The 21,707-nt window shown below is 45.4% G+C and carries 15 protein-coding genes; 7 read left to right on the plus strand and 8 right to left on the minus strand.

The features are described 5' to 3' along the window. The first annotated feature begins 101 nt into the window (after window positions 1-101). A complete protein-coding gene (locus tag DI392_RS10005; protein ID WP_109319773.1) occupies window positions 102-788 on the plus strand; it encodes a dienelactone hydrolase family protein in 687 nt (228 codons plus the stop codon). Window positions 789-928: 140 nt separating this feature from the next. On the opposite strand, the gene DI392_RS10010 is transcribed toward DI392_RS10005, so the two are convergent. After that, window positions 929-3,535 carry a bifunctional diguanylate cyclase/phosphodiesterase gene (locus DI392_RS10010; RefSeq protein ID WP_109319774.1) on the minus strand — a complete coding sequence of 869 codons (2,607 nt, stop codon included), beginning with the start codon at window positions 3,533-3,535 and terminating at the stop codon, window positions 929-931. 371 nt (window positions 3,536-3,906) lie between these two features. Here DI392_RS10010 and DI392_RS10015 point away from each other — a divergent pair, with 371 nt between their 5' ends. Continuing rightward, window positions 3,907-4,791, plus strand: a complete 885-nt coding sequence (locus tag DI392_RS10015; protein ID WP_181388399.1) for a substrate-binding domain-containing protein — start codon at window positions 3,907-3,909, stop codon at window positions 4,789-4,791. Window positions 4,792-4,945: 154 nt separating this feature from the next. Here DI392_RS10015 and DI392_RS10020 read toward each other — a convergent pair whose 3' ends face one another. Together DI392_RS10020 and DI392_RS10025 are read right to left on the minus strand one after the other, a co-directional pair. After that, entirely contained in the window at window positions 4,946-5,329 is a 384-nt protein-coding gene (locus tag DI392_RS10020; protein WP_109319776.1) for a hypothetical protein, read from the minus strand. Between the two features lie 245 nt (window positions 5,330-5,574). Then, entirely contained in the window at window positions 5,575-6,495 is a 921-nt protein-coding gene (locus tag DI392_RS10025; RefSeq protein ID WP_109319777.1) for a LysR family transcriptional regulator, read from the minus strand. Between the two features lie 118 nt (window positions 6,496-6,613). On the opposite strand from DI392_RS10025, the gene DI392_RS10030 reads away from it, so the two are divergent. The 4 genes from DI392_RS10030 (at window position 6,614) to DI392_RS10045 (ending at window position 14,360) form a co-directional block, all read left to right on the plus strand. Then, window positions 6,614-8,248 (plus strand): glycoside hydrolase family 13 protein, encoded by a 1,635-nt coding sequence (locus DI392_RS10030; protein ID WP_109319778.1) that lies wholly within the window; start codon window positions 6,614-6,616, stop codon window positions 8,246-8,248. A 41-nt stretch (window positions 8,249-8,289) separates the two neighbouring features. Next, complete coding sequence (locus tag DI392_RS10035; RefSeq protein WP_109319779.1) at window positions 8,290-10,077, plus strand: alpha-amylase family protein; 1,788 nt, start codon at window positions 8,290-8,292, stop codon at window positions 10,075-10,077. A gap of 261 nt (window positions 10,078-10,338) precedes the next feature. Next, on the plus strand, window positions 10,339-11,517 hold the full coding sequence (gene malE / locus DI392_RS10040) for a maltose/maltodextrin ABC transporter substrate-binding protein MalE (RefSeq protein WP_109319780.1): 1,179 nt from the start codon (window positions 10,339-10,341) through the stop codon (window positions 11,515-11,517). 62 nt (window positions 11,518-11,579) lie between these two features. Beyond that, window positions 11,580-14,360: an amylo-alpha-1,6-glucosidase gene (locus tag DI392_RS10045; protein ID WP_109319781.1), complete on the plus strand. Its 2,781-nt coding sequence runs from the start codon at window positions 11,580-11,582 to the stop codon at window positions 14,358-14,360. A gap of 369 nt (window positions 14,361-14,729) precedes the next feature. On the opposite strand, the gene DI392_RS10050 is transcribed toward DI392_RS10045, so the two are convergent. Beyond that, window positions 14,730-17,012, minus strand: coding sequence for a bacteriohemerythrin (locus DI392_RS10050; protein ID WP_109319782.1), 2,283 nt, complete (start codon window positions 17,010-17,012; stop codon window positions 14,730-14,732). A gap of 112 nt (window positions 17,013-17,124) precedes the next feature. Here DI392_RS10050 and DI392_RS10055 point away from each other — a divergent pair, with 112 nt between their 5' ends. Continuing rightward, window positions 17,125-17,544, plus strand: a complete 420-nt coding sequence (locus DI392_RS10055) for a gamma-glutamylcyclotransferase family protein (RefSeq protein ID WP_109319783.1) — start codon at window positions 17,125-17,127, stop codon at window positions 17,542-17,544. 39 nt (window positions 17,545-17,583) lie between these two features. Here DI392_RS10055 and DI392_RS10060 read toward each other — a convergent pair whose 3' ends face one another. From DI392_RS10060 to DI392_RS10075, 4 genes are all read right to left on the minus strand, one after another. After that, entirely contained in the window at window positions 17,584-17,796 is a 213-nt protein-coding gene (locus DI392_RS10060) for an SHOCT domain-containing protein (RefSeq protein WP_109319784.1), read from the minus strand. 202 nt (window positions 17,797-17,998) lie between these two features. Beyond that, window positions 17,999-19,363, minus strand: coding sequence for an ethanolamine permease (gene eat, locus DI392_RS10065; RefSeq protein ID WP_109319785.1), 1,365 nt, complete (start codon window positions 19,361-19,363; stop codon window positions 17,999-18,001). Window positions 19,364-19,400: 37 nt separating this feature from the next. Further along, window positions 19,401-20,240, minus strand: coding sequence for an ethanolamine ammonia-lyase subunit EutC (eutC, locus tag DI392_RS10070; protein ID WP_109319786.1), 840 nt, complete (start codon window positions 20,238-20,240; stop codon window positions 19,401-19,403). Continuing rightward, on the minus strand, window positions 20,237-21,649 hold the full coding sequence (locus DI392_RS10075) for an ethanolamine ammonia-lyase subunit EutB (RefSeq protein ID WP_109319787.1): 1,413 nt from the start codon (window positions 21,647-21,649) through the stop codon (window positions 20,237-20,239). The genes eutC and DI392_RS10075 overlap by 4 nt, the downstream gene beginning before the upstream one ends. Between the last annotated feature and the right edge of the window lie 58 nt (window positions 21,650-21,707).

A 21,707-nucleotide genomic window follows, 5' to 3' on the forward strand; every position in this document is an offset into this window, starting at 1 on the left:
CACCTTAGCTTTAAACTCAGGAGAGTGGTTTCTACGTTTTCTAGTCATAATCTGCTCCAGTATTTCTGGGTACTATCAAAACAGATCAATCACTTAAAGTCATGTCCGAAAATCGGGGGCCACTTCTTATCGATGGCGAGCCTTACGAAGGATATTGGGCTAAAGCCGATGATGGTGCTCCGCTTGTGTTACTGGTTCACGACTGGGACGGATTAACCGGTTATGAAGAAAAAAGAGCAGAGATGCTGAACAATATGGGGTACAACGTATTTGCTGTTGATCTGTTTGGGCAGGGCGTAAGGCCTACCAGGGTAGAAGATAAAAGACAGCACACCGGTGAGCTCTATAAAGATCGGGACAAATTAAGGCGCTTAATGAGCGCTGGCCTGGATAAGGCCGGAAAACTCGGTGGGAATTTAGATAACACGGTTGTTATGGGTTATTGCTTCGGTGGGGCGGCGGTATTAGAAGCAGCGAGAGCCGGTATGAATGCCCGTGGCTTTGTCACTTTCCACGGTGGCCTTAAAACCCCTGACGGGCAGAATTACTCCCAAACAAAATCACCAGTATTGATTCTTCATGGTACTGCTGATTCAGCAATATCAATGAATGATTTTGCTAAACTGGCTGAAGAGCTGGAGGCGTATAACGTGCCACACGAAATGATTACCTATAGTGGTGCACCTCACGCGTTTACTGTTTGGGACACAAATCGTTACCGCAAAGATGCGGATGATAAATCTTGGCAGGCATTTTCAAACTTTTTAGCAGTCAATACGCAAAAGTAGCCAATACCGAAATTAAGTCAGAGGACTTCCGTTGCTGAGTTTATGGTGCCTTTTGTTATTGAGAAAGATTAGAAGATAAGATGGTTCTTCAGGTAATCGACAAGCTTGGAGGCTCTCTGAAATACACGCTAGCTCACAGGTTAGCCTGATAGGTATTCAGGCACTTTTTCAGAACAAGCTGATTGAGAGTGCTTACTCAAGTAGTCCATTAAGTCAGAATTTGACAGCGGTTTACTATAGAGGTAACCCTGCAGATACTGGCAGCCTGAAGACTGTAGAAACTCTGCCTGCACTTCGGTTTCCACGCCTTCGGCAACAACATCCAAGCTCAAGCTTTTGGTCATTAACAGTATGGTTTTTACTAATGTTACATCTTCTGAATCGGTCGGCAGATTCATAACGAAAGAACGATCTATTTTCAGGGTACTCACTGGTAACTTCTTAAGATAACTTAGTGACGAGTAACCTGTGCCAAAATCATCAATAGATAGTTTTACCCCTAGGCTGCGAATAGCTTTTAATTGCTCTAGTATTGCTTGGATGTCAGCGAGTAGCAGGCTTTCGGTAATTTCAAGCGTAAGCTTTTCTGCCGGAAGCTTCGTCTCCAACAGAACCAATTGTACTAAATCTAAGATATTTTGATCTTGAAACTGACGACTAGATACGTTGACGGAAATTCCCGGTGGTTCCTTTACTATCGTTGACCAAGCCATAGCGGCCTTACAGGATTCACGTAAGACCCACTCGCCAATGGGTGCAATAAGACCAATTTCTTCTGCAAGCGGTATAAACTTGAAAGGGGATATTGCCCCCTTGTCCGGATGGTTCCAGCGAATCAAGGCTTCAACGCAATCAACACTGCCAGTCACAGCGTTAACGATAGGCTGATAATGAATATTAAACTCTTTATTCTTCACCGCTAAGTGCAAAGCTTCTTCTAATTCTCTTCTATGGGTCGCTTCGATATCAATTTTCGGAGTAAAGATCTCAAAGTTATTTCGTCCTTTTGCTTTAGCTTTGTATAAAGCGCTGTCGGCTTTACGCATAAGAGTGACTGAGTCATGACCATCATTGGGTGCAACTGCAACCCCTATGCTAGCAGATACAAAAGAATCCCGGCCTTCCAAATGATATGGCTGAGCGAGTGTTCTTAAAATTTCATGTACGCTGGCTTCAATTTCATGGGAAGAAATGTCATGCAACAAAATGGCAAACTCATCCCCTCCCAGTCGGGCAATCGTGTCGGATTTTCTCACAAGACTAACGAGCCGTTGCGACGTTTCTTGAAGCAATTTGTCACCCACTTGGTGACCCATAGTATCGTTAACGTATTTAAAGCCATCAAGGTCAATGCACAGCAAAGCCACGCTAGTTTGATTTTCTTTTGTGTGTTTTAGTGCATTGGATAAACGGTCAGAAAATAGATTTCGATTTGCTAATCCAGTCAAGTTATCAAAATTAGCCTGATGCCAAATACGAGCCTCATTCCGTTTCTGACGAGTAATGTCAACAATAGTTACAGGGATGCTATGAAAGCCGTCCACGGTTTCAGGTATCTGAAAAGAAATGATGCAGGTAATTATCTCTCCATCTAAAGTGCGATAGTTCGCTTCTGACCGAAAAGTCTTTCTCTTTTCCCAAATGGCATTCAGCGCTTTTTTGAAAGTATCAATAGCGTTATCTGCAAAAGTTTCGTTAATTCGACAGTGAAACTCTTCAGTACTCTTCGCACCAAATAATTTCAGAGTTGCCTCATTGACGCTATTCACTCTGACCATAGCAGCCAGTTCCCAAGCCATCTGTTCATTCTTTTTCAAGTATTGGGAAAGGTCAGTCACACCTTTTCGACGGAGCTTTTGCAGTGTAAATATAGCTTCCGAGAAGTCCTCATTCCATATAGACACTTCAGAGTTTTCAAAAAGCCGCTTGAAACATTCTTCGCTATTTCGTAATGCTATAAAGGGTTTTTTTAAATTCGAAATGACAATGGTATTAAAGAGAAGCCAGAAAGAGCATAACTTAAAAACATGCCCAATTATATTAGCAAACCCATAAATTTCGACGTAATTAGTAAAGGATGTTTCTGCACATATCGTTAAGATAATAGCGGCAGACGTAAAGCGTTTTTCACTTATCGAGATACCAGTCCGGTTACGCTTTATATTGAATAGCGCAAGAATTAATATAAATATAATTAAATATTCACTGTATGATTTAAAGCTTGTAGTGCCATATCCTTCGATAAATCCTACCGGGAAATAACCAAATAAAATCAAGGTTGACAGTCCGACAGCTAAGACCCCGAACATACTGACAAGAAAATACCCATTTTGCTTTCTTGTTGCTGCAAAAGGAGCGGCAAACAGTAATATGGCTTCTAGATAGCGGGCACTAAGCCAAAACTGTACGCTCAGATTACCACTTCCTTCTACAAAAACATTCATCCCTTTGTAAACAAGGCTATGCATCAAATCTAATAATCCGATCCATAAATAGCCACAAGCCAGAAATATAAGAAAATCGTTTCTGGTAAATCTTTTCGTAGACCATGCCAGTGAAAACATGAGAAACGAAATTAAAATAGTAGATAGTTCTATTAGTGTGTGAAATGCTAGATGATTAAACTGAGATGTAATGAGTAAGATGGGGGTAATTACTGCAGGAGTAACCCATGACTTCCATCTTATAAGTGAATTAAAAACGATTGTTTGAGCTGTCAAATTAACCACCATCCATTCCTTAGTCATATATTACTCTAGCTTGAGTGACAGTTCTTGCCATTTCTTCTGCAACGTTCTCAACGTTAACTATAGCTTTTATTAATGCTCTCTAACACCGCTTTATTTCCCAGCTGTTGTACACCGGTTGTAAGCGAGCCATTCTACCATTGCATATATGCTTATTTCAATGACCATTTAATTTAGGTTTATTGCTCTATTGAATGTAATTTAAACTATTGTCATTTATTCACAACAAAGCTTATATACCATCTGGTTAGTTAATTAGAACAGCAAATTTCCCGGTTTAAGTTATAACTAAACTTAAGCAAAGCCAGCATAGATGAGCTATGCTGGCCTTTTGCTATTCTATGAACTCATTTTTCATTCGAGGTATGCTTTTGTTAGGTCGAGTAATAGCCTTAATATTATTTTCTACGGTCGTTCAAGCTGAAGATTGCTTCAACCTGGTTGTTGCAGGGCATGAGCACCGTACTTTTTGGACAGATATCATCAACGGAGCAAAAAAGGCATCTAAAGAACTCAACATAGACATTCATTATAGAGGTATCACGCGCGATAGTGATGAACGTCATCAACAATATGCAATAAATTATTTGTTTCACCACTATCAATGTCGTGGTTTGATTGTCGCTCCTGCAGGGGTATCCATCAATGAGGAAGTAAAAGCCTTAAGTAAAAAAGGGATACCAACTATCTATATTGATAAAGATATAGGGGGAGATAGATTGTCCGGTATAGAATCTGATAATTATAATGCAGGCGTTATGGCTGCAAAGGAATTAGCAACGGCCCTACATGGTAAAGGTAATAATGTTGCTTTATTTCGTGTGAAAAAAGGTATTTCATCTACAGATGAGAGAGAACAGGGGTTTATTCAAGAAGCCAAAAAACTAGGGCTTAATATTGTTACTGATGAATATCTTGGTGTAACAACTGGAGATGCAAGAGATCAGGCATTATCTATTTTTAGAGCTGATCCTAACATTCAAGGGATATTTACCCCAAATGATACAACGACAATTGCTGTAATAAAGACCTTAGACCAACTAGATTTATCCGTTCGACCAATCCATATTGGTTTTGATGGCTCTTATTATATGAAGCGTATGATAGGATCAAAACAATTATACGGGTTTATAAAACAAGAATCTTATGAGATGGGCTACAATGCAGTATATTTACTCCAAAAGGCTGTTGTAGGAGAAATACCAGAATCTCATATGAGTGTTCCAGTCTCATTTATATCTGAAGAAAACTTTTGAGGGGTTATTAAGACCGCTGATAAGGCTCGTTATCAAGCAAAAACCGCTTATTAATACTTACAAGGGCATCATGTTTGCCTATCGCTTCATGTCACGGTTAGGTCGTCACCATTTAGTTGTATGGATGTAGTTGTATGGATGCGCACGGTTTTCTTCATTCCTTGTGCATTTGTTGCCTCTCCCTCGCCAGTTTTGCTTCAAAGTCCAACATGTGGAAAGCAATTTGCGTTTCCGCTCGGTGGATCTTTTCGTTCAACCGACTATTAAAAATGGCATCTCTTACCTGACGTTCTGCATATTCATCCATCATCACCATGCAGTTTTCACCGTCAGACAGAGACTCGATGTGTTTAGAAAAGAAGTCTTTTGGCAATCCATTCTTTTCCAGTGCGTCTTCCATCGCCTGAGCCGTCTCACATCCGTTTTTCACACCATCGTCGTGGTGATGCATTTCTACCGGGTAGCCGTTAAACACAACATACAGGATCTTGTATGCTCCATCGTGACCGACCTTTGAACCTAAATGCTCGATTATCATTATTGGTTTCCTTACTGCTCAACCGATGAATTCAATAGCGATAGCCATTGGTATAGGTACCACATTAATCAAAGTCTGATGTTTACCAATTTTCCAGCAAGCTCTTGTGTGGAGTTAGCCCTGTATCAAAGTTGTGGTACTTGAATATTGGTTTTAGGGCTTCTTTTGCTGCTGCCTCTACTTCTAGTTTAGCTTGAAAAGCTTCAAGGCAAAGGCAAATACGTGACCTACACGAGACCAGGAACCTAAATCTCAGTCGTCATGGTCAGGATTTCATTGATAAGGAACTGAGCTTTGTCGTTATCCAACTGGCGTTTGTGATAGATGCCGACGTTGCCGATTTTACTGGTATCCGTGTGTAAACACATCATGCCGTTTTTCTCCATCCAACCATTCATTTTATTGCTGTAAGGCATGATCGCGTTGGTTGTCTCTAATAAATCGAGACTGGCGAGCAATGAACCTACTTCGTACACCACGGGTGCGGTAGCGTTGGATTGATTAAAGGTTTGATCGTATTCAAACGCGTTATTCAGAACTGAGCTGTATCGGGAGTGCCCGGGAGTTACGCGAATCAAAGGAAAACCGGACATGGCATCTGATGGCGATTCCAAAAAGGTTTTATCGTTCAATAATGGGTGGTTGCGATGGACGAAGTAAGACTCTTGATCCTGGAACAGTGGTCGAAACATCACAGCCATTAGATCCTTCAATCCGCCAATTTCGTGTCCAATAAATAAATCTATATCACCTTGAATCAGGTGCTGCATCAAAGACAGGTGGTTACCAAATTCAATGTAGAGTGAGCTGTGCGGATGTGCTTCTTGATATTTGGTGATCCCATGTCGCACGAAAAGCTCCCACCATACTTCACCAACACCAATCTTCAATTTACCGTGTTCCCTTTGGTGCATGTCTTGAATTTTGTGCATCAAATCGAGGTGTTTTTCTTGCTGTTCCTCGACATAACGAAGAAAAACTTGCCCATATTCGGTCAGTTCAACGCCTTTAGAGCGACGTATTAGCAGAGATACACCCATATCACTTTCTAGCTTTTTTATAGCCGTTGTCAGTGTCGGTTGGGTAATGTGTAGCAGTTCAGACGCCTTCTTGATGTTTCCGGTTCTGGCTACAGTCAGAAAATATCGATTCACTCGGTTCATCATCGCCTACTTATTTAGGTATCAATTTTTCCTATATCATAAGCAAAAAGTTCAATTTCTACTAGCTGGAAAAAACCACTATATTTTGTCTTATATTTTTGATTAAAAAGGCTCAGATAAAATGGAAAAAACTTGGTGGCATAATGCAGTCGTTTATCAGATTTACCCACGCAGTTTTTACGACTCCAACAACGATGGTATCGGTGATCTAAGAGGTGTCATTAGCAAGCTGGACTACTTGAAGAATCTCGGTATCAATGTGATTTGGCTTTCCCCGGTTTACCAATCGCCAATGGACGACAACGGCTACGACATTTCTGGCTATCAGACCATCGCCCGTGAGTTCGGTACCATGGAGGACATGGAGCGCCTGTTTAAAGAAGCCAACGAGCGTGACATCAAAATCGTGATGGATTTGGTGGTGAACCACACGTCAGATGAACACCCTTGGTTTGTTTCTGCGCGTGAGTCCAGAGACAGCCCATACCGCGATTACTACATATGGCGTGATGCAACTCCTGAAGGTAATCCTCCAAACGGCATCGATTCGATTTTTGGCGGTAACGCCTGGGAGTGGGACGAGAAAACCGGGCAGTACTACTTCCACCTATTCTCTAAACGCCAGCCAGATTTGAACTGGGAGAACCCGAAAGTTCATCAAGAAGTGTTCAAGATGATGAACTGGTGGATTGAGAAAGGCATTGGCGGTTTCCGGCTTGATGTGATTGACCTGATCGGCAAAGAAGTCGACAAAGGCATTACAGGCAATGGTGAGCGTCTGCATCCTTTGCTTCAACAAATGAACAGAGAGACCTTTGGTAGCAAGAACATTCTGACCGTGGGAGAGACTTGGGGCGCAACGCCTGAAATCGCAAAGCTGTACAGTGCGCCAGAGCGAAATGAACTGTCGATGGTGTTTCAGTTTGAGCACATCACGTTAACGTGGGAAGGCGGCGATAAATGGCAACCTATTCCACTCGATCTCAAAGAGTTTAAAGACGTACTGACAAAATGGCAGGTGGAGCTTCAGGACAAAGGCTGGAATTCGCTGTTTTGGAACAACCACGATTTGCCTCGTGCGGTATCTAAATTCGGTAACGACAAAGAATACCGGGTTGAGTCTGCCAAGATGCTGGCGACCACTCTGCACTTCCTGAAAGGCACGCCTTACATCTACCAAGGTGAAGAGATCGGCATGACCAACGTGGCGTTCGAACAATTGAGCGATTACCGCGATATCGAAACCCGACGCTTCTACGATGTGAAAACAGCGACGGGCGTGAGCCACGAGCACATGATGGATGCGATACATAAGAACAGTCGTGACAACGCGCGTACGCCAATGCAGTGGAATTCAAGTGAGCACGCTGGCTTTACCGGCGGAACACCATGGATCACTGTCAACCCGAACTTCCCACAGATTAACGTGGAAGCGGCGTTAAGCGACTCGAATTCTGTCTTCCACCACTACAAGACACTGATTGAGCTGCGCAAGAGCCATGAAGCGATCGTCTACGGGACGTTTACGCCGGTATGGCAAGATCACCAATACGTGTTTGCTTACGTGCGTGAATACCAAGGTGAGCAGTTGTTTATCGTGAGTAACTTCTCAGAGCAGGAACAAACATTACAGGTTCCGACCCGATACCAGGGCGATCAGGTAGAGTGCTTAATCAGTAACTATGCTGCGCCTTCCGCGATTGATGCGACGATGACGCTCGCACCTTACGAGTCTTTCGCAGTAAAACTTAAATAAATTTAGGAGGATATGGGAGCCTCGAGCTCCCTTATACATCTATGAATTCCGCAGCGAACGTTTATCAGGTTTTTACCCGATTATTTGGCAATACAAACACCACCAATCAACCTTGGGGCACCATCGAGCAAAACGGCATCGGCAAATTCAGTGACTTTAACGACAAAGCCCTTACCGCCATTCAAGAGTTGGGTATCACGCACATTTGGTACACTGGCGTTCCACATCATGCCGTGATTCGTGATTACAGCGCTATCAGCATTGAGAGCGATCACCCAGCAGTCGTAAAAGGTCGTGCAGGCTCACCTTATGCGGTCAAAGATTACTATTCGGTTAATCCTGATTTGGCAGATGACCCAACACGCCGACTGGAAGAGTTCGAAGCCCTCATCGAGCGCACTCATGCTCACAACATGAAGGTCATTATCGATATCGTTCCAAACCACGTAGCAAGGCGTTATCAAGGTCTGAACAACCCGACAGGTATACGAGACTTCGGTGCCGATGATGACACCAGCGTTGAGTACCACCGCGACAACAACTTCTACTATGTTCCGAATCAAGCTTTTGAGTTGCCAAATATTCCCGAGCAACTTTCCCCTCTGGGCGACCCGGAGCTGATTTCGAACTTACCCGCATTTGAAGAGTCTCCTGCCAAATGGACAGGCAACGGTTCGAGACTTGCCAAACCACAATTCGACGATTGGTATGAAACCGTCAAGATCAATTACGGCGTACGTCCAGACGGCAGCAAAGACTTTCCCGAGCTACCTGCCGACTACGCAAACAAAAGTCATGCAGAGCATTTACAATTCTGGCAAGACAAAGTACTACCAAGTTCCTGGTATAAATTTAGAGATATTGCGCTGTACTGGATTGAGAAAGGCGTGGATGGCTTACGCTATGACATGGCGGAGATGGTGCCCGTAGAGTTTTGGAGCTTTATGAACTCGAGCATCAAGGCCGTCAATCCAGATGCGTTCTTGGTGGCGGAAGTGTACCAACCTCATTTGTATCGGGATTACATCCACCTAGGCAAGATGGATTATCTGTACGACAAAGTCGATTTGTACGATTGCCTTAAAGACGTGATTCACGGCAAAGAGAGCGTCAGCAAAATCAGTGATGCTCAAAACAGCCTGATGGACATTGAACACCACATGCTGCACTTCCTTGATAACCACGATGAACAGCGCCTTGCCTCGCCAGAATTTGCAGGCAGCGCAGAAAATGGCTTGCCAGCGATGCTGGTTGCAACCCTTATAAGCACATCACCAACCATGGTGTATTTCGGGCAAGAAGTCGGTGAAGCAGGAAACGAAAACGCTGGTTTTGGTCAGCCAAGCCGCACGTCGATTTTTGACTATATCGGCGTTCCAGAGCACCAAAAGTGGATGAACCACGGCGAGTTCGATGGCGGATTGCTGTCGCAAGAGCAAAAAGAAGTGAGAGCTTACTACCAACGCTTGCTCAACTTCGCGATGACGTCTCCTGCAAAAATGGGGGGCTATTTCGATTTGTATCCGAGTAACCAAGAAGCACTGGGCAATGAGTCATTCTTCTTCGCGCGCCATTCGGCTAAGCAACTGATTTTGGTGATCGCCCGCTTTAGAGGAAATCAGCGCCAAAACGTGGAGTTAGTACTGCCTGACGAGCTGATCAAAAAGATCGAACTTAAAGATGGCGAATATACCCTAAACGATGCGGTGAACCACCTTTCTCCGCTCACCTTGAGCATCGTGAATGGCATCGGTAAATGCCAGTTTACCATCGAGCCAAAATGTGCAAGTGCTTTCACTTTAGATATAGACGCTTTCATCACTCTTTAAATTTGGCTGTTGTTCACAAAAACAGCCACAAACTTCCAAACTCCTTTTTCAAATCAACCTCCGTCAAGCATTGGCTACTAGGTAAAACCGGAGCCAATGCGCTTCCTTGAGCCCACCTAAACGCATTGATATAAAAAAATATAATATCAACGACAAAGAAAACTATTTTAACCCCGGAGCGCATCCTCGTAATATCAACCCCGTGAAACAACAAGTTATAGCGACATCGGTCGCTAGGTTTGAAACAAGGAATCTTTAGCCATGAAATCTATTCTAAAAACGCTTTCGCTTTGCACTTTGTCTGCACTTTTAGCGCCTTCCGTTTCTGCGATGCAGGAAGGAGAAATCACAATTTGGATCAACGGCGATAAGTCTTACGAAGGGCTGAGCCAAATTGGTGAGCAATTCGAAGAGGACACCGGCATCAAAGTTAATGTTCAGTTTCCTGAGTCGCTAGAAGAAAAATTTCAGCAACACGCAGCAACAGGTGGTGGTCCAGACGTCATCTTCTGGGCACACGACCGTTTTGGCGGCTACGCGCAAGCCGGCTTACTGCAAGAGCTGAAACCAAGCCAGGAATTCAAAGACAAGCTTGTCGACTTCAGCTGGGATGCAGTGACTGTGGATGGCAAAATTTACGGCTACCCTCTGGCTATTGAAGTGCCTTCTCTGATTTACAACAAAGATCTACTGCCTAACCCACCTAAGACTTGGGAAGAGCTGGAGTCGATCGACCAGAAAATGCAAAAGCAAGGCAAGAAAGCGATCATGTGGGACGTGAAGAACGCTTACTTTACCTGGCCTATGATTTCGGCGGGCGGCGCTTACTCTTTTGCTAAAACTGCTGACGGCTACAATGCAAAAGACACGGGCATAAACAATGAAGCGGGCGTGGCAGGTCTGCAATTCCTTGTCGATATGGTCAACAAAGGCATCGTTGATCCGAGCATGGATTACTCGGTATCAGAAGCCGCTTTCACTAAAGGTGAAGTGGCAATGACGATCAATGGTCCTTGGTCTTGGGGCAACCTGGACAAGTTGAACGTTAACTACGGCGTTGCGGTGTTGCCAACGTTGAATGGCAGTAAAAGTAACCCGTTCGTCGGAGTTTTGAGTGCGGGTATTAACGCATCAAGTCCAAACAAAGATCTGGCGGTCGAGTTCCTGGAAAACTACCTATACCAAGACAGCGCACTGAAGATCATGGACGACGACAAACCACTGGGTGCGGTAACCCTGAAATCATTCCAGAAGCGCCTAGAGAGTGATGAGCGCATTAAATCGACCATGATCAATGCGAAAAACGGCGAGATCATGCCAAATATTCCTGAAATGACTTCTTATTTCTTTGTTGAAGGTGCAGCCATCGACAACGCGATGCAAGGTAAACAAACCGTTAAAGACGCGCTGGACACCGCTGCAAAACAAATTGTCCATTAATTCTTCATGTTTATGTTTGGCACAGTTCACTGTGCCCTTTTTAGTTTGTGAGACTCTGGAATATGCCCCGATACCCAATGCTATATCTGAAAGGCACACTGAATGGTTGGGGGCTAGACACGCCTTTCCAGCCGATAGACGACCACCTATTGCAGGCGAGCGTGGTTTTTCCTGCCGATAAACACCAATTTAAAATCGCTGATTTAAATGGCAGCGAAAACTGGACCTTCGCCGCGGATGATATTAAAGCAGTTGAGATCAGTTTGAATCAAACACTCTCGCTCATTCCGACTCAAGGTATCGGTAATGACTTAGTCTTCGAGCCAGAACAATCCGGACGTTATTTATTAACGCTTGATCTCAGTGAGGCATCACCTAACCTGCACATCAAACCTGCTACGGTGCACGCTGAATTGCAGCGCACTCAACCCGAATTTGACCAAATTATCACGCCGCAATGTGGTTCCGTCCCTGCAGAGTCCACCACGACTAAGTCAAAGCCAGTAACGACGCTAACTCAAAACGAGCTATTTCAGGCGTTAGCGATTGAGAGCGATACGCCTTTCTCATTTGTTTTTGGTGACAACCTGGACGGTTACTATGAAGGTCAAACGCACAGCGTATCTGGCTCAGCGCGCTATCGCCATCATCAGGGTTGGTATTTGGGCGGCTTTGCATCCTGTGTTGGAAGCACACTCAACAATAGAGAACAGGCGCAACTTGCAGCCTTGATGCCTTACGGGATTGAGCATCACTACACCAATGCGTCCAAAGATTGCTTATCACTGATGGCAGGGCAACGCCTTGTTGCGCTGAGTGTGGAGTCCGCCTGCAGCGATGAGTTGTCGTTGATTCCGGAGCTCAATGTCACTCCGTTAAGCTGCCAAATTGAAGCGGTTGAAAACTGCCTGCTTATCTCTGTCGATCCTGAAATCTGCCCTGAAGGCGCGCTCTCTTTTATCGCAATCAGCGCCAACCAGCCAGTTCGGGTGCAAACCCTCAGCAATGCCAATACTGACATCCATAATGCGGTGTTCGGCACTAGTCAGAATGTTCAGCTTAAACTCAGTTCCGAGTCTCAAACGAAACGCTTCACCACGTATTTCGCTTTTTCAAACGACAGAGCAGAAGCAATCAAACAAGCTCAAACCGCCGCTTTCGAACATGCAGCACTGAAACATCAACACTCGGTATTTGAGTTCCTGACCAATAACTACTTTTGGTGTGATGATCTTGAGTACAACCGAGCTGTCATGTGGGCACGATTAGCGAGTCGGACCTTTGTAAACAAAGAGCTGGGAACAGGCATCTGGGCAGGTCTGCCATGGTTTAAAGACTGCTGGGGAAGAGACACCTTTATCGCGCTACCAGGCACGAGCCTCGTCAATGGTGAGTTCGGCGAAGCCCGCGAGATCATCTCCAATTTCGCCTCTATGCAGTTGGATGATATTCACAATAAAAACCACGGTCGCATTCCTAATCGGGTGACCAGTGAAACCAATATCATCTATAACACCACTGATGGCACGCCGTGGATGGTTCGCGAAATCTTCGAGTACATTAATTACACTGGGGACACTCAGTTCGCTCACCAAATGCTGCCTATCGTAAAATGCTTTATAGAAGGGGTTGAAAAACATTATCTCGATGACGATGGTTTGATGCTGCATCGCGATCCTGACACTTGGATGGATGCGAAAATCAACGGTCAGATCCCGTGGTCACCGCGCGGACCAAAAGCCAACGATATCGAAGCGCTCTGGTATGAGAGCCTGCTCGTGGCGTATCAGCTTGCTGAGTGGAACAATGACCAGGCGCTGTCTCAGCATTGTTTAATCCTGGCTGACAAAGTTAAAGCCAGCTTTATCGACAAGTTCTGGGATGGTGAGTCCATGCAGTTGGCGGATCACCTTAAACAAGGCGATGCTAAAGACACCAGCGTTCGACCAAACCAACTGATGACGCTGACTATCCCGACAAGTCACGCTCTTGTTCCTGAGCATATCGGGCAGCACATCGTGAAGAACAGCGTGGAGCATCTGCTTTTCCCGTGGGGAATTTGTTCTCTGCAGCAAGAACATCCTGAGTTCCATCCTTACCACGATAATCGGTCCGAGTATCACAAAGATGCGGCGTATCACAACGGTACCATTTGGGGCTGGAACGCTGGTTTTACCGTAGGTGCGTTGTCCCGTTACCAACAGCAGGACTTGGCATACGAACTGAGCAAAAATTTAGCTCACCAGATCTTGTACCAAGGTCATCGCGGCACCATGAGCGAGAACTTAGATGCGTACCAAGAGTCGCAAACCTCCTTAATTCAAAGTGGTACTTACGCACAGGCATGGTCGGTGTCTGAATTTGCACGCAATACCCAACAAGACTACTTGGGCTTTACGCCAAAGCTCTCGACCAACACCATCGAGCTTTGCCCAAACCTGCCTTCAGCATGGACGAACATAACGGCTCGACTGCCTTTTAGTGATGGAAATGCGCTTTATGTCCGGATGGAAAAAAGCGACACAACCACGTTCTTATTCGACTTTGAACAAGTAAAACCTGAAATTAAGTTCATCCTGAGACTGCGCAGTCAGCGACATGAGGTAAAAATTGAAGCCTCAATGAGTGAAGCCATGACCATTGAGTGGCAGCCAGAATCAGGGCAAGTCCATTGCAGTCGTGGAGATGTGAAAACAACGCTTAAGCCGCTGTCACCGTTCACTTTGTTGGAAGGATTAACTTTCACTCAACCGAATCGTGCATTGTCGCATCCGGCTCTTGAGGAAGATAATTACTTGCTCAGCAAGCGTTCATCAAAAAATCTTTGTGCTGCTAAAGACTAAAAAAACTCAGAGAGCGCGAAAGCGCTCTCTGGGCCGGAACCAACAGTTTACCTTTGGTGCCGCTTTGAGTTTGAGGATTCCACCGCTAAAACTACCTTTGTTAACCATGTGGATACCAATCCGAAATTCGATTTAGACAGCGTGTTCAAGATAAGTTTGCCTTAACCCCGAAAGTTTATATCAAAACGATTAATGCTCAGCGGCCTTATTCTGAGGGTTAGGAAACAAGCTATCAGGCTACTTACCTTTTGGGAAATCTGCCAGGCAGCACTTTCCTGAAGGGTTTCGAGTCCTGCATGCACAGTTTCCGGCCTTTTTTTCCTCAACCACAAACTGGCGTGTAAGAGGATTTCCAATATACAAACAGCCTTAAAAGTTTGGTGCTGATAATGAGATAAATTCTTCAATAGGGATTGGTTTGCTAAAGAAATACCCTTGATAATTCAAACAACCGAATTTCTCCAGGTGTTCTCGTTGACTCTGGTTTTCTACCCCCTCGGCAATGACACTCATACCAAGTTCTTTTGCCATAAGAATAATCATGTTGACGATTGACTGATCATTCATATTTGTGTCTAACGCTGAAACAAATGCGCGATCTATTTTAAGCTGACTTAATGGTAAGCGTTTTATGTATTGCAATGAGGAGTAACCTGTACCGAAATCATCAATAGAAAACTCGATACCGAGATTATTTAGCGTTGTCATGCGCGAGATGACCAGTTCAATATCATCAACAAATAGACTTTCCGTCAGCTCAAGCTTGAGTTTTCCATGTTCTAACTGATATTTTTGCATCAATTCACAGACTTTATCTACGAATGAAGGTTGACGAAATTGTACATAACTGACATTAACTGACAGCGTAAGGTCACGTCTGTTTTCATCTTGTTGCCAGAGGTTAAGTTGTTGACATGCGGTGTCTAGAACCCAATCCCCCATCGGTATGATAAGTCCTGTTTCTTCGGCGATAGGAATAAAGCGATCAGGGCAAACAAGGCCATCAAGAGGATGATTCCAACGAATTAATGCTTCGGCACCGAAAATTCGGCCTGATTGGTCTACCTGAGGTTGATAGAAAAGTGTGAATTGCTGCTCTTCAATCGCGATCCTTAGCTCATTTTCCAGCTTCATTCGGACTTTGATTTCCTGCTGCATCAGTGGGTCATAAAAGCGAACGGTATTCTTTCCCCCTTCCTTAGCCTGGTACATGGCAATATCCGCTTGTTTCATCAACTCATGCGCTGAGGTGCGGTTGTCATTAAATAAAACCATACCGATACTTGCGCTGATATTACATTGACACTCGCGGATAAAATAGGGTTCAGATATAGACAATGCTACCCTATTGGCTACCGATTCAGCCTTTGCGGCAACTTCGATCGAATTACCACTAAAATTAGAAAGAATAATGACAAATTCATCTCCGCCAACACGAGAAACCGTGTCTCCCTGATACAGACAGGACTGAATACGTGTCGAAATCTCCTGGAGAAGAATATCACCATATTCATGGCCATGACTGTCATTCCAAGTTTTAAAGTCGTCAATGTCCATGCACAGTAAAACATTGTAGGTTTGGCTACGTTGTGTCATTGCGATGGTTTGATTTAATCGATCCAGCAATAAACGCCGATTAGGCAATTGAGTTAGAGGATCATAATAAGCTAGTTGTGTGATTTGCTCTTCATCTTGCTTGCGGTCTGTTACATCCTGTAAAAACCCCGATATTTTTTCAGGTATACCATCTTCGCCGTAGACCACTTTACCCCGGCATTCTATCCAACGTTTAGCCCCATCATTCACCCGTTCGATTTGATACACCATTCGGTGTTCTTCTCCGGTTTCAAAGCTATGTTGAACCGAATCCAGAAAATTCTTCTGGGAGTCCTGACTCATTATGCAGAAAAATGATTCCAGCTCCGGAGTCGTATTTTCAGCTATGCCGAATAAACGGTATATTTGTGGAGACCATTCAGCCGATTGATCTGCGTATCGTAGTGACCAGTGTCCGATTTGCGCATAATCCATAACGGCCTGCAACTGACGTTCACTCTCTAAGTGCATATCGAGTGCTTGATTTTTTGCTTTAATTTCCCGCATCAGACGAATCGCGTTAGAAGATAAGCTCTTATATGCCGCCAGAATAATATTGATGGCATTTCTGCCATTTTCGCGCATCTGTTTTTCTGCGCTGTGCTTAGCTTCATCTAATGACATTCCTGACTGCACAGCTTTAGCTAGCAATGCCATATATTTATCACTTTCTAAAATATGAGAGGCGAGCCAGCCAGCTAAAAACGACAGCAGTTCATCAAGCCACTCTTCTTCTGTAAGGATCGACGTTTTTTGCTCAAAATCGTGGACACGTTGGATAAAGTCGAGGTGGCTGTTGTGATGTTTATCGGTTGGTTCTGACTCGGAGATAGTTGAAAGCCAGTAGTTATCTTCCGTATTAAAGTGGTAAACCGCATAATCAACCAATTCGAGAATTAAATCGTCTAAATTGAGTGTAGAGTTTTGGAAGGAGATGAAGCTGGCAACCCGATTGAGTATAGAAACCAGTTGCTTATGTTGCTCATCAATTTCGGGAATACCGATATTAAAACTATCATACCAAGGGAAAATATCGATATGTTCATCTAAAGCCATACAATCACCAAAATCTGTCACATACCAATATGGATAATGCACACGTTATATATAAGAATAGCATTCTATTCTTGGCTTTGATAATCAAGGCATTGAAAAGAGAAAGCTTGTAATGACTGATGACTTTATTTTTGTATACGGAACCCTTCGTAAAGAAACCGCAACACCTATGCACTGTGTTCTTGCCCGATATTGTGACTACTTTTCTAATGGGACAATGCAGGGAAAATTGTATGAGGTTGATGGCTATCCGGGGGCGATAGAATCAAATCAATCGGGTGATAGAGTTCATGGAGAAGTCTACCGGATTATTAACCGGGAAATGGTATTTATTCAGCTTGATGAGTATGAGGAATGCTCAGATACGTTTCCTCAACCACATGAATATATAAGAAAAAAAGGACTAATATCTCTACCTGATGGGGGAAATATCTTAGCCTGGGTGTATATCTTCAATCATGATTTATCAACGCTCACCGAAATTAAGAGCGGTGACTATCTGGGGTACATAAAATGTCGAGGCGCTCTCTGAGCGAATAAGAACGGAACTGCTTCGGCTTCGTTATAGCCTTTAGAGGTTCCGTTTGATCTCATCCAGTTCTTCTTTGGTGATCTCTCCTGCGGCATAGCGTTTTTTGGCGATATCTAACGCAGTTTCAGTGGGGCTGTTGTTTCTGTTTTTTGATGAAAACACCAGCCAGATGATCGCAATTATTAACAAAATCCAGAACAGGAACATAAACCCTCCTCCTGAAAATAATCCCCAGTCATAGAAGCCATGCATCTTTATTTCCTCTGTTGGTTACCTATACCCTAATTACAGCAGAAAAAGTGTCTGGATGTGTGTCATTAGTTTATTTGTTTTTGACAAGGGCAGGAAATAACAAAGTTTGCCACACTCAGGGTGGGGAACAGGCTTAAAAGGCTGGTTGGATTAGGGAGGAAAAATATACCCAGGCATCCAGAGGCTGCCTGGGTATCCGTGCTTATTCGCTTGCTAAAGCCACTTCAGGTGTTGCTTCTTCTCGTTGCGCCTTAGTTGCGCGGAAATACGCATAACCCAACAGCATCATCACAGTGAATACAGCCGCAATAACCGGGTTAAACCAGACCATAGCAATCAGGCAGACGATAGACAAAGCCAGTGCGATAGCCGGAACAACAGGGTAGCCCGGAGCCATGTAGCTGCGTTCCATTTCAGGTTCGCTCTGACGAAGTTTAAACAGGCTCAGCATGCTCATGATGTACATCACGATAGCGCCAAATACTGCCATTGTGATCATCGCTGCAGTCAGGCTCATACCTTGCAGGTTAATCACGCCGTCACTGAAGATAGCGATGATACCGATAATACCGCCGGTAAAAATCGCTCTTTGCGGTGTTTTAAAGCCCGACAGTTTAGACAGGCCTGCAGGCAGGTAGCCAGCGCGGGAAAGTGCAAAGAACTGTCGAGAGTAGCCAAGGATAATACCGTGGAAGCTTGCAATCAGACCAAAAAGACCAATCCATACCAGCATGTGCAGCCAGGTTGAGTTGTTACCAACCACCATTTTCATTGCTTGCGGAAGCGGATCATTGATACCTGACAGCTCCTGCCAGTTACCAGCACCACCGGCAAATACCATGACACCGATAGCCAGAGCGACCAGAGTCAGGATACCTGTGATGTAAGCGACAGGAATAGTACGCTTTGGATTCTTCGCTTCTTCGGCGGCCATTGCTGCGCCTTCGATAGCCAGGAAGAACCAGATAGCGAACGGGATAGCGGCAAAGATACCAGTCATAGCATCAAGACCGAAGGTTTCGCTGCCAGCCCAGCCGTTGGCGCTGAAGTTGGCAATGCTGAAGTCTGGTGCCACAACACCCATGAACACAAGTAACTCGATAACGGCCAGAATAGTCACAAAAAGTTCAAAGGTCGCAGCAAGTTTTACGCCCAGGCAGTTCAGCCCCATAAAGACGATATACGCACCAACGGCTGCGATCTTAGGATCCAGACCCGGGTACTGAACATTCAGGTACGAACCGATGGCCATGGCAATCGCTGGTGGAGCAAAAACAAATTCGATCAGAGTGGCAAAACCGGCGATCAGGCCACCCGTGTCACCAAATGCGCGGCGGCTGTAGGCGAAAGGTCCGCCAGCCTGAGGGATCGCGGCTGTCAGCTCGGTAAAGCTAAAGATAAAGCAGGTATACATCAGTGCGACGAGAGCGGTTGTGATCAGAAAGCCCAGTGTGCCGGCAACACCCCAGCCATAACTCCAGCCAAAGTACTCGCCGGAAATAACCAGCCCCACAGCGATACCCCATAAGTGCAGGGTACCTAATGTTGGTTTTAATTTTTCAGTCATAGTCGTGATTCCATTCATTAAGTAAAAAGTATATCGGTTAATTGGTTAAGCAAAACTGTTGTTTTGCCGTAGGTTCTAACTGGCCGTCGTCAGAGCGGTCTTTCAGACCAACGCCAGTCAACTGAATTCGGTGTGATTCACTGAGCAGGTAGAAGCATTTATGCGTGGCTTTTTCATAACTCAGCCCTTCTGTACGGATGTTGGAAATGCAGTTACGCAGCGATTCTTCCATCCCCCTTTTCGGGTTCCAGGTCAGGTAAAGCCCGAGGCTATCCGGTGAGCTGAGCCCCGGACGCTCACCAACCAGGAGCAATACCTCTTTGGCGTTGAGCGCTTCACCGGCATCGTCCCCGACGGCAACCCGGCCTTGTTCCACCAGGCAGATGGGAGCGATGTTCCATTCTTTTTGTGGATCATCATTAAGCGTCTTAATCAGGCGGTTTAAAAAAGGAATCGCATGATTGGCGATGGCATAAGAAGAAAGCCCGTCAGCGATGACAATCGCCAGGTCATAAGATTCGCCATCCGGCTTACGTAACTGCTGCAACTGGTACAGTGATGCTTCATTCAGTTTGCGTCCAAGATCCGGGCGTTGCAGGTATTCCATCCGGTCGCGTGCTTCACTATGCAGGCATTGTGCTGGCAGGTAAGGCACCAGGCTCGGCGTTGATTCCAACTGGCCGACAAAAGCCTGTATATCCAGAGGGAAATGAACCGCGTCGATCGCCTGCGCATGAGACAGCTGAAACTTAAGCATTTCGCTGGTCGGAATACTGGTACCTACCCGGCCAATACCAATGCGGGCATCGGTAAACTCACGCAGTCTTTTCCACGGGTCGTCATGTACAAGTTGTCTGATTGGGGTGACGTTCTTCATGATGCCTCCTGAAGTTGTTTAAGAGGCTGAGCAAACGGTTCTGCTAATTGATCGGATAGCTGGGATTGCCCATCAGAAGGCGAAATACCGATCTCTTTCAACCATGTATCGAATTCAGGCGCGGGGCGCAGTCCGAACAGCTGACGGGCATACAGTGCATCATGGAAAGAGGTGGTCTGATAGTTCAGCATAATGTCATCAGAGCCGGGAATACCCATGATAAAAGAGCACTCAGCCGCGCTGAGCAGGGTCAGCAGGTTGTCCATATCATTTTGGTCGGCATACGCGTGGTTGGTGTAGCAGATATCGCAGCCCATCGGCAGACCAAGCAGCTTGCCGCAGAAGTGATCTTCCAGTCCGGCACGAATGATCTGTTTGCCATCGAACAGATATTCCGGACCAATAAACCCAACCACCGTATTGACCAGCAGCGGATTAAATTTGCGTGCAACCGCATACGCTCTGGCTTCACAGGTTTGCTGGTCGACACCATGATGGCCGTTGGCGGACAGCGCACTGCCCTGACCGGTTTCAAAATACATCACATTATTGCCGACGGTGCCGCGGTTCAGGCTGAGTGCCGCGTCATAGGCTTCCGACAGCACATTCAGATTGACGCCAAAACCACTGTTGGTCGCCTCTGTGCCACCGATGGACTGGAAGACCAGATCTACCGGCGCACCAAGCGCTATAGCCTCAATAGTGTTGGTGACATGGGTCAGCACACAAGATTGTGTCGGTATTTCATAGTGCTGGATGACTTCATCCATCAGCTTCATTAGTTTTACGGCCTGACTGACACTGTCGGTCGCAGGGTTAATGCCCAGAACCGCATCGCCATTGCCGTACATCAACCCGTCAAACAGTGAGGCAGCGATGCCATTCACATCATCGGTCGGGTGATTCGGCTGCAGGCGGGTAGACAGATGTCCCGACAGTCCGATGGTATTGCGAAATTGGGTGATGACGCGGCATTTCTTCGCGACCAGAATCAGATCCTGATTTTTCATGATCTTGCTGACTGCCGCGGCCATTTCGGGGGTAATGCCTGCCCGTACCTTTTCCAGCTCGATACAGGTAGTCGTTTCCTGCAGTAACCAGTTGCGAAAATCACCCACGGTCAGATGAGCAATGTCGACAAAGGCCTTTGCATCATGTTCGTCAACAATCAGTCGGGTGATCTCATCGTTCTCGTAGGGAATAAGCGGCTCTTCCAGAAACACTTTAAGTGGCAGATCAGCCAGAACCATCTGTGCAACAACACGCTCTTCCGCTGAGTGAGCACTCACCCCCGCCAGTTGATCTCCTGAACGGAGAGGAGAAGCTTTTGCCATCACTTCTGCTAATGTCCGGAACTGATAAACCCGAGTACCGAGTTGGTAGCGATATTTCGACACTGTGTACCTCATAAAAACGATATTTCCGACCGAAAAGACGCTTTTTCCATTGGGAAGCTATCGGCCTGAA

It is taken from the genome of Vibrio albus, from assembly GCF_003144035.1.
Taxonomy (GTDB): Bacteria; Pseudomonadota; Gammaproteobacteria; order Enterobacterales; family Vibrionaceae; genus Vibrio; species Vibrio albus.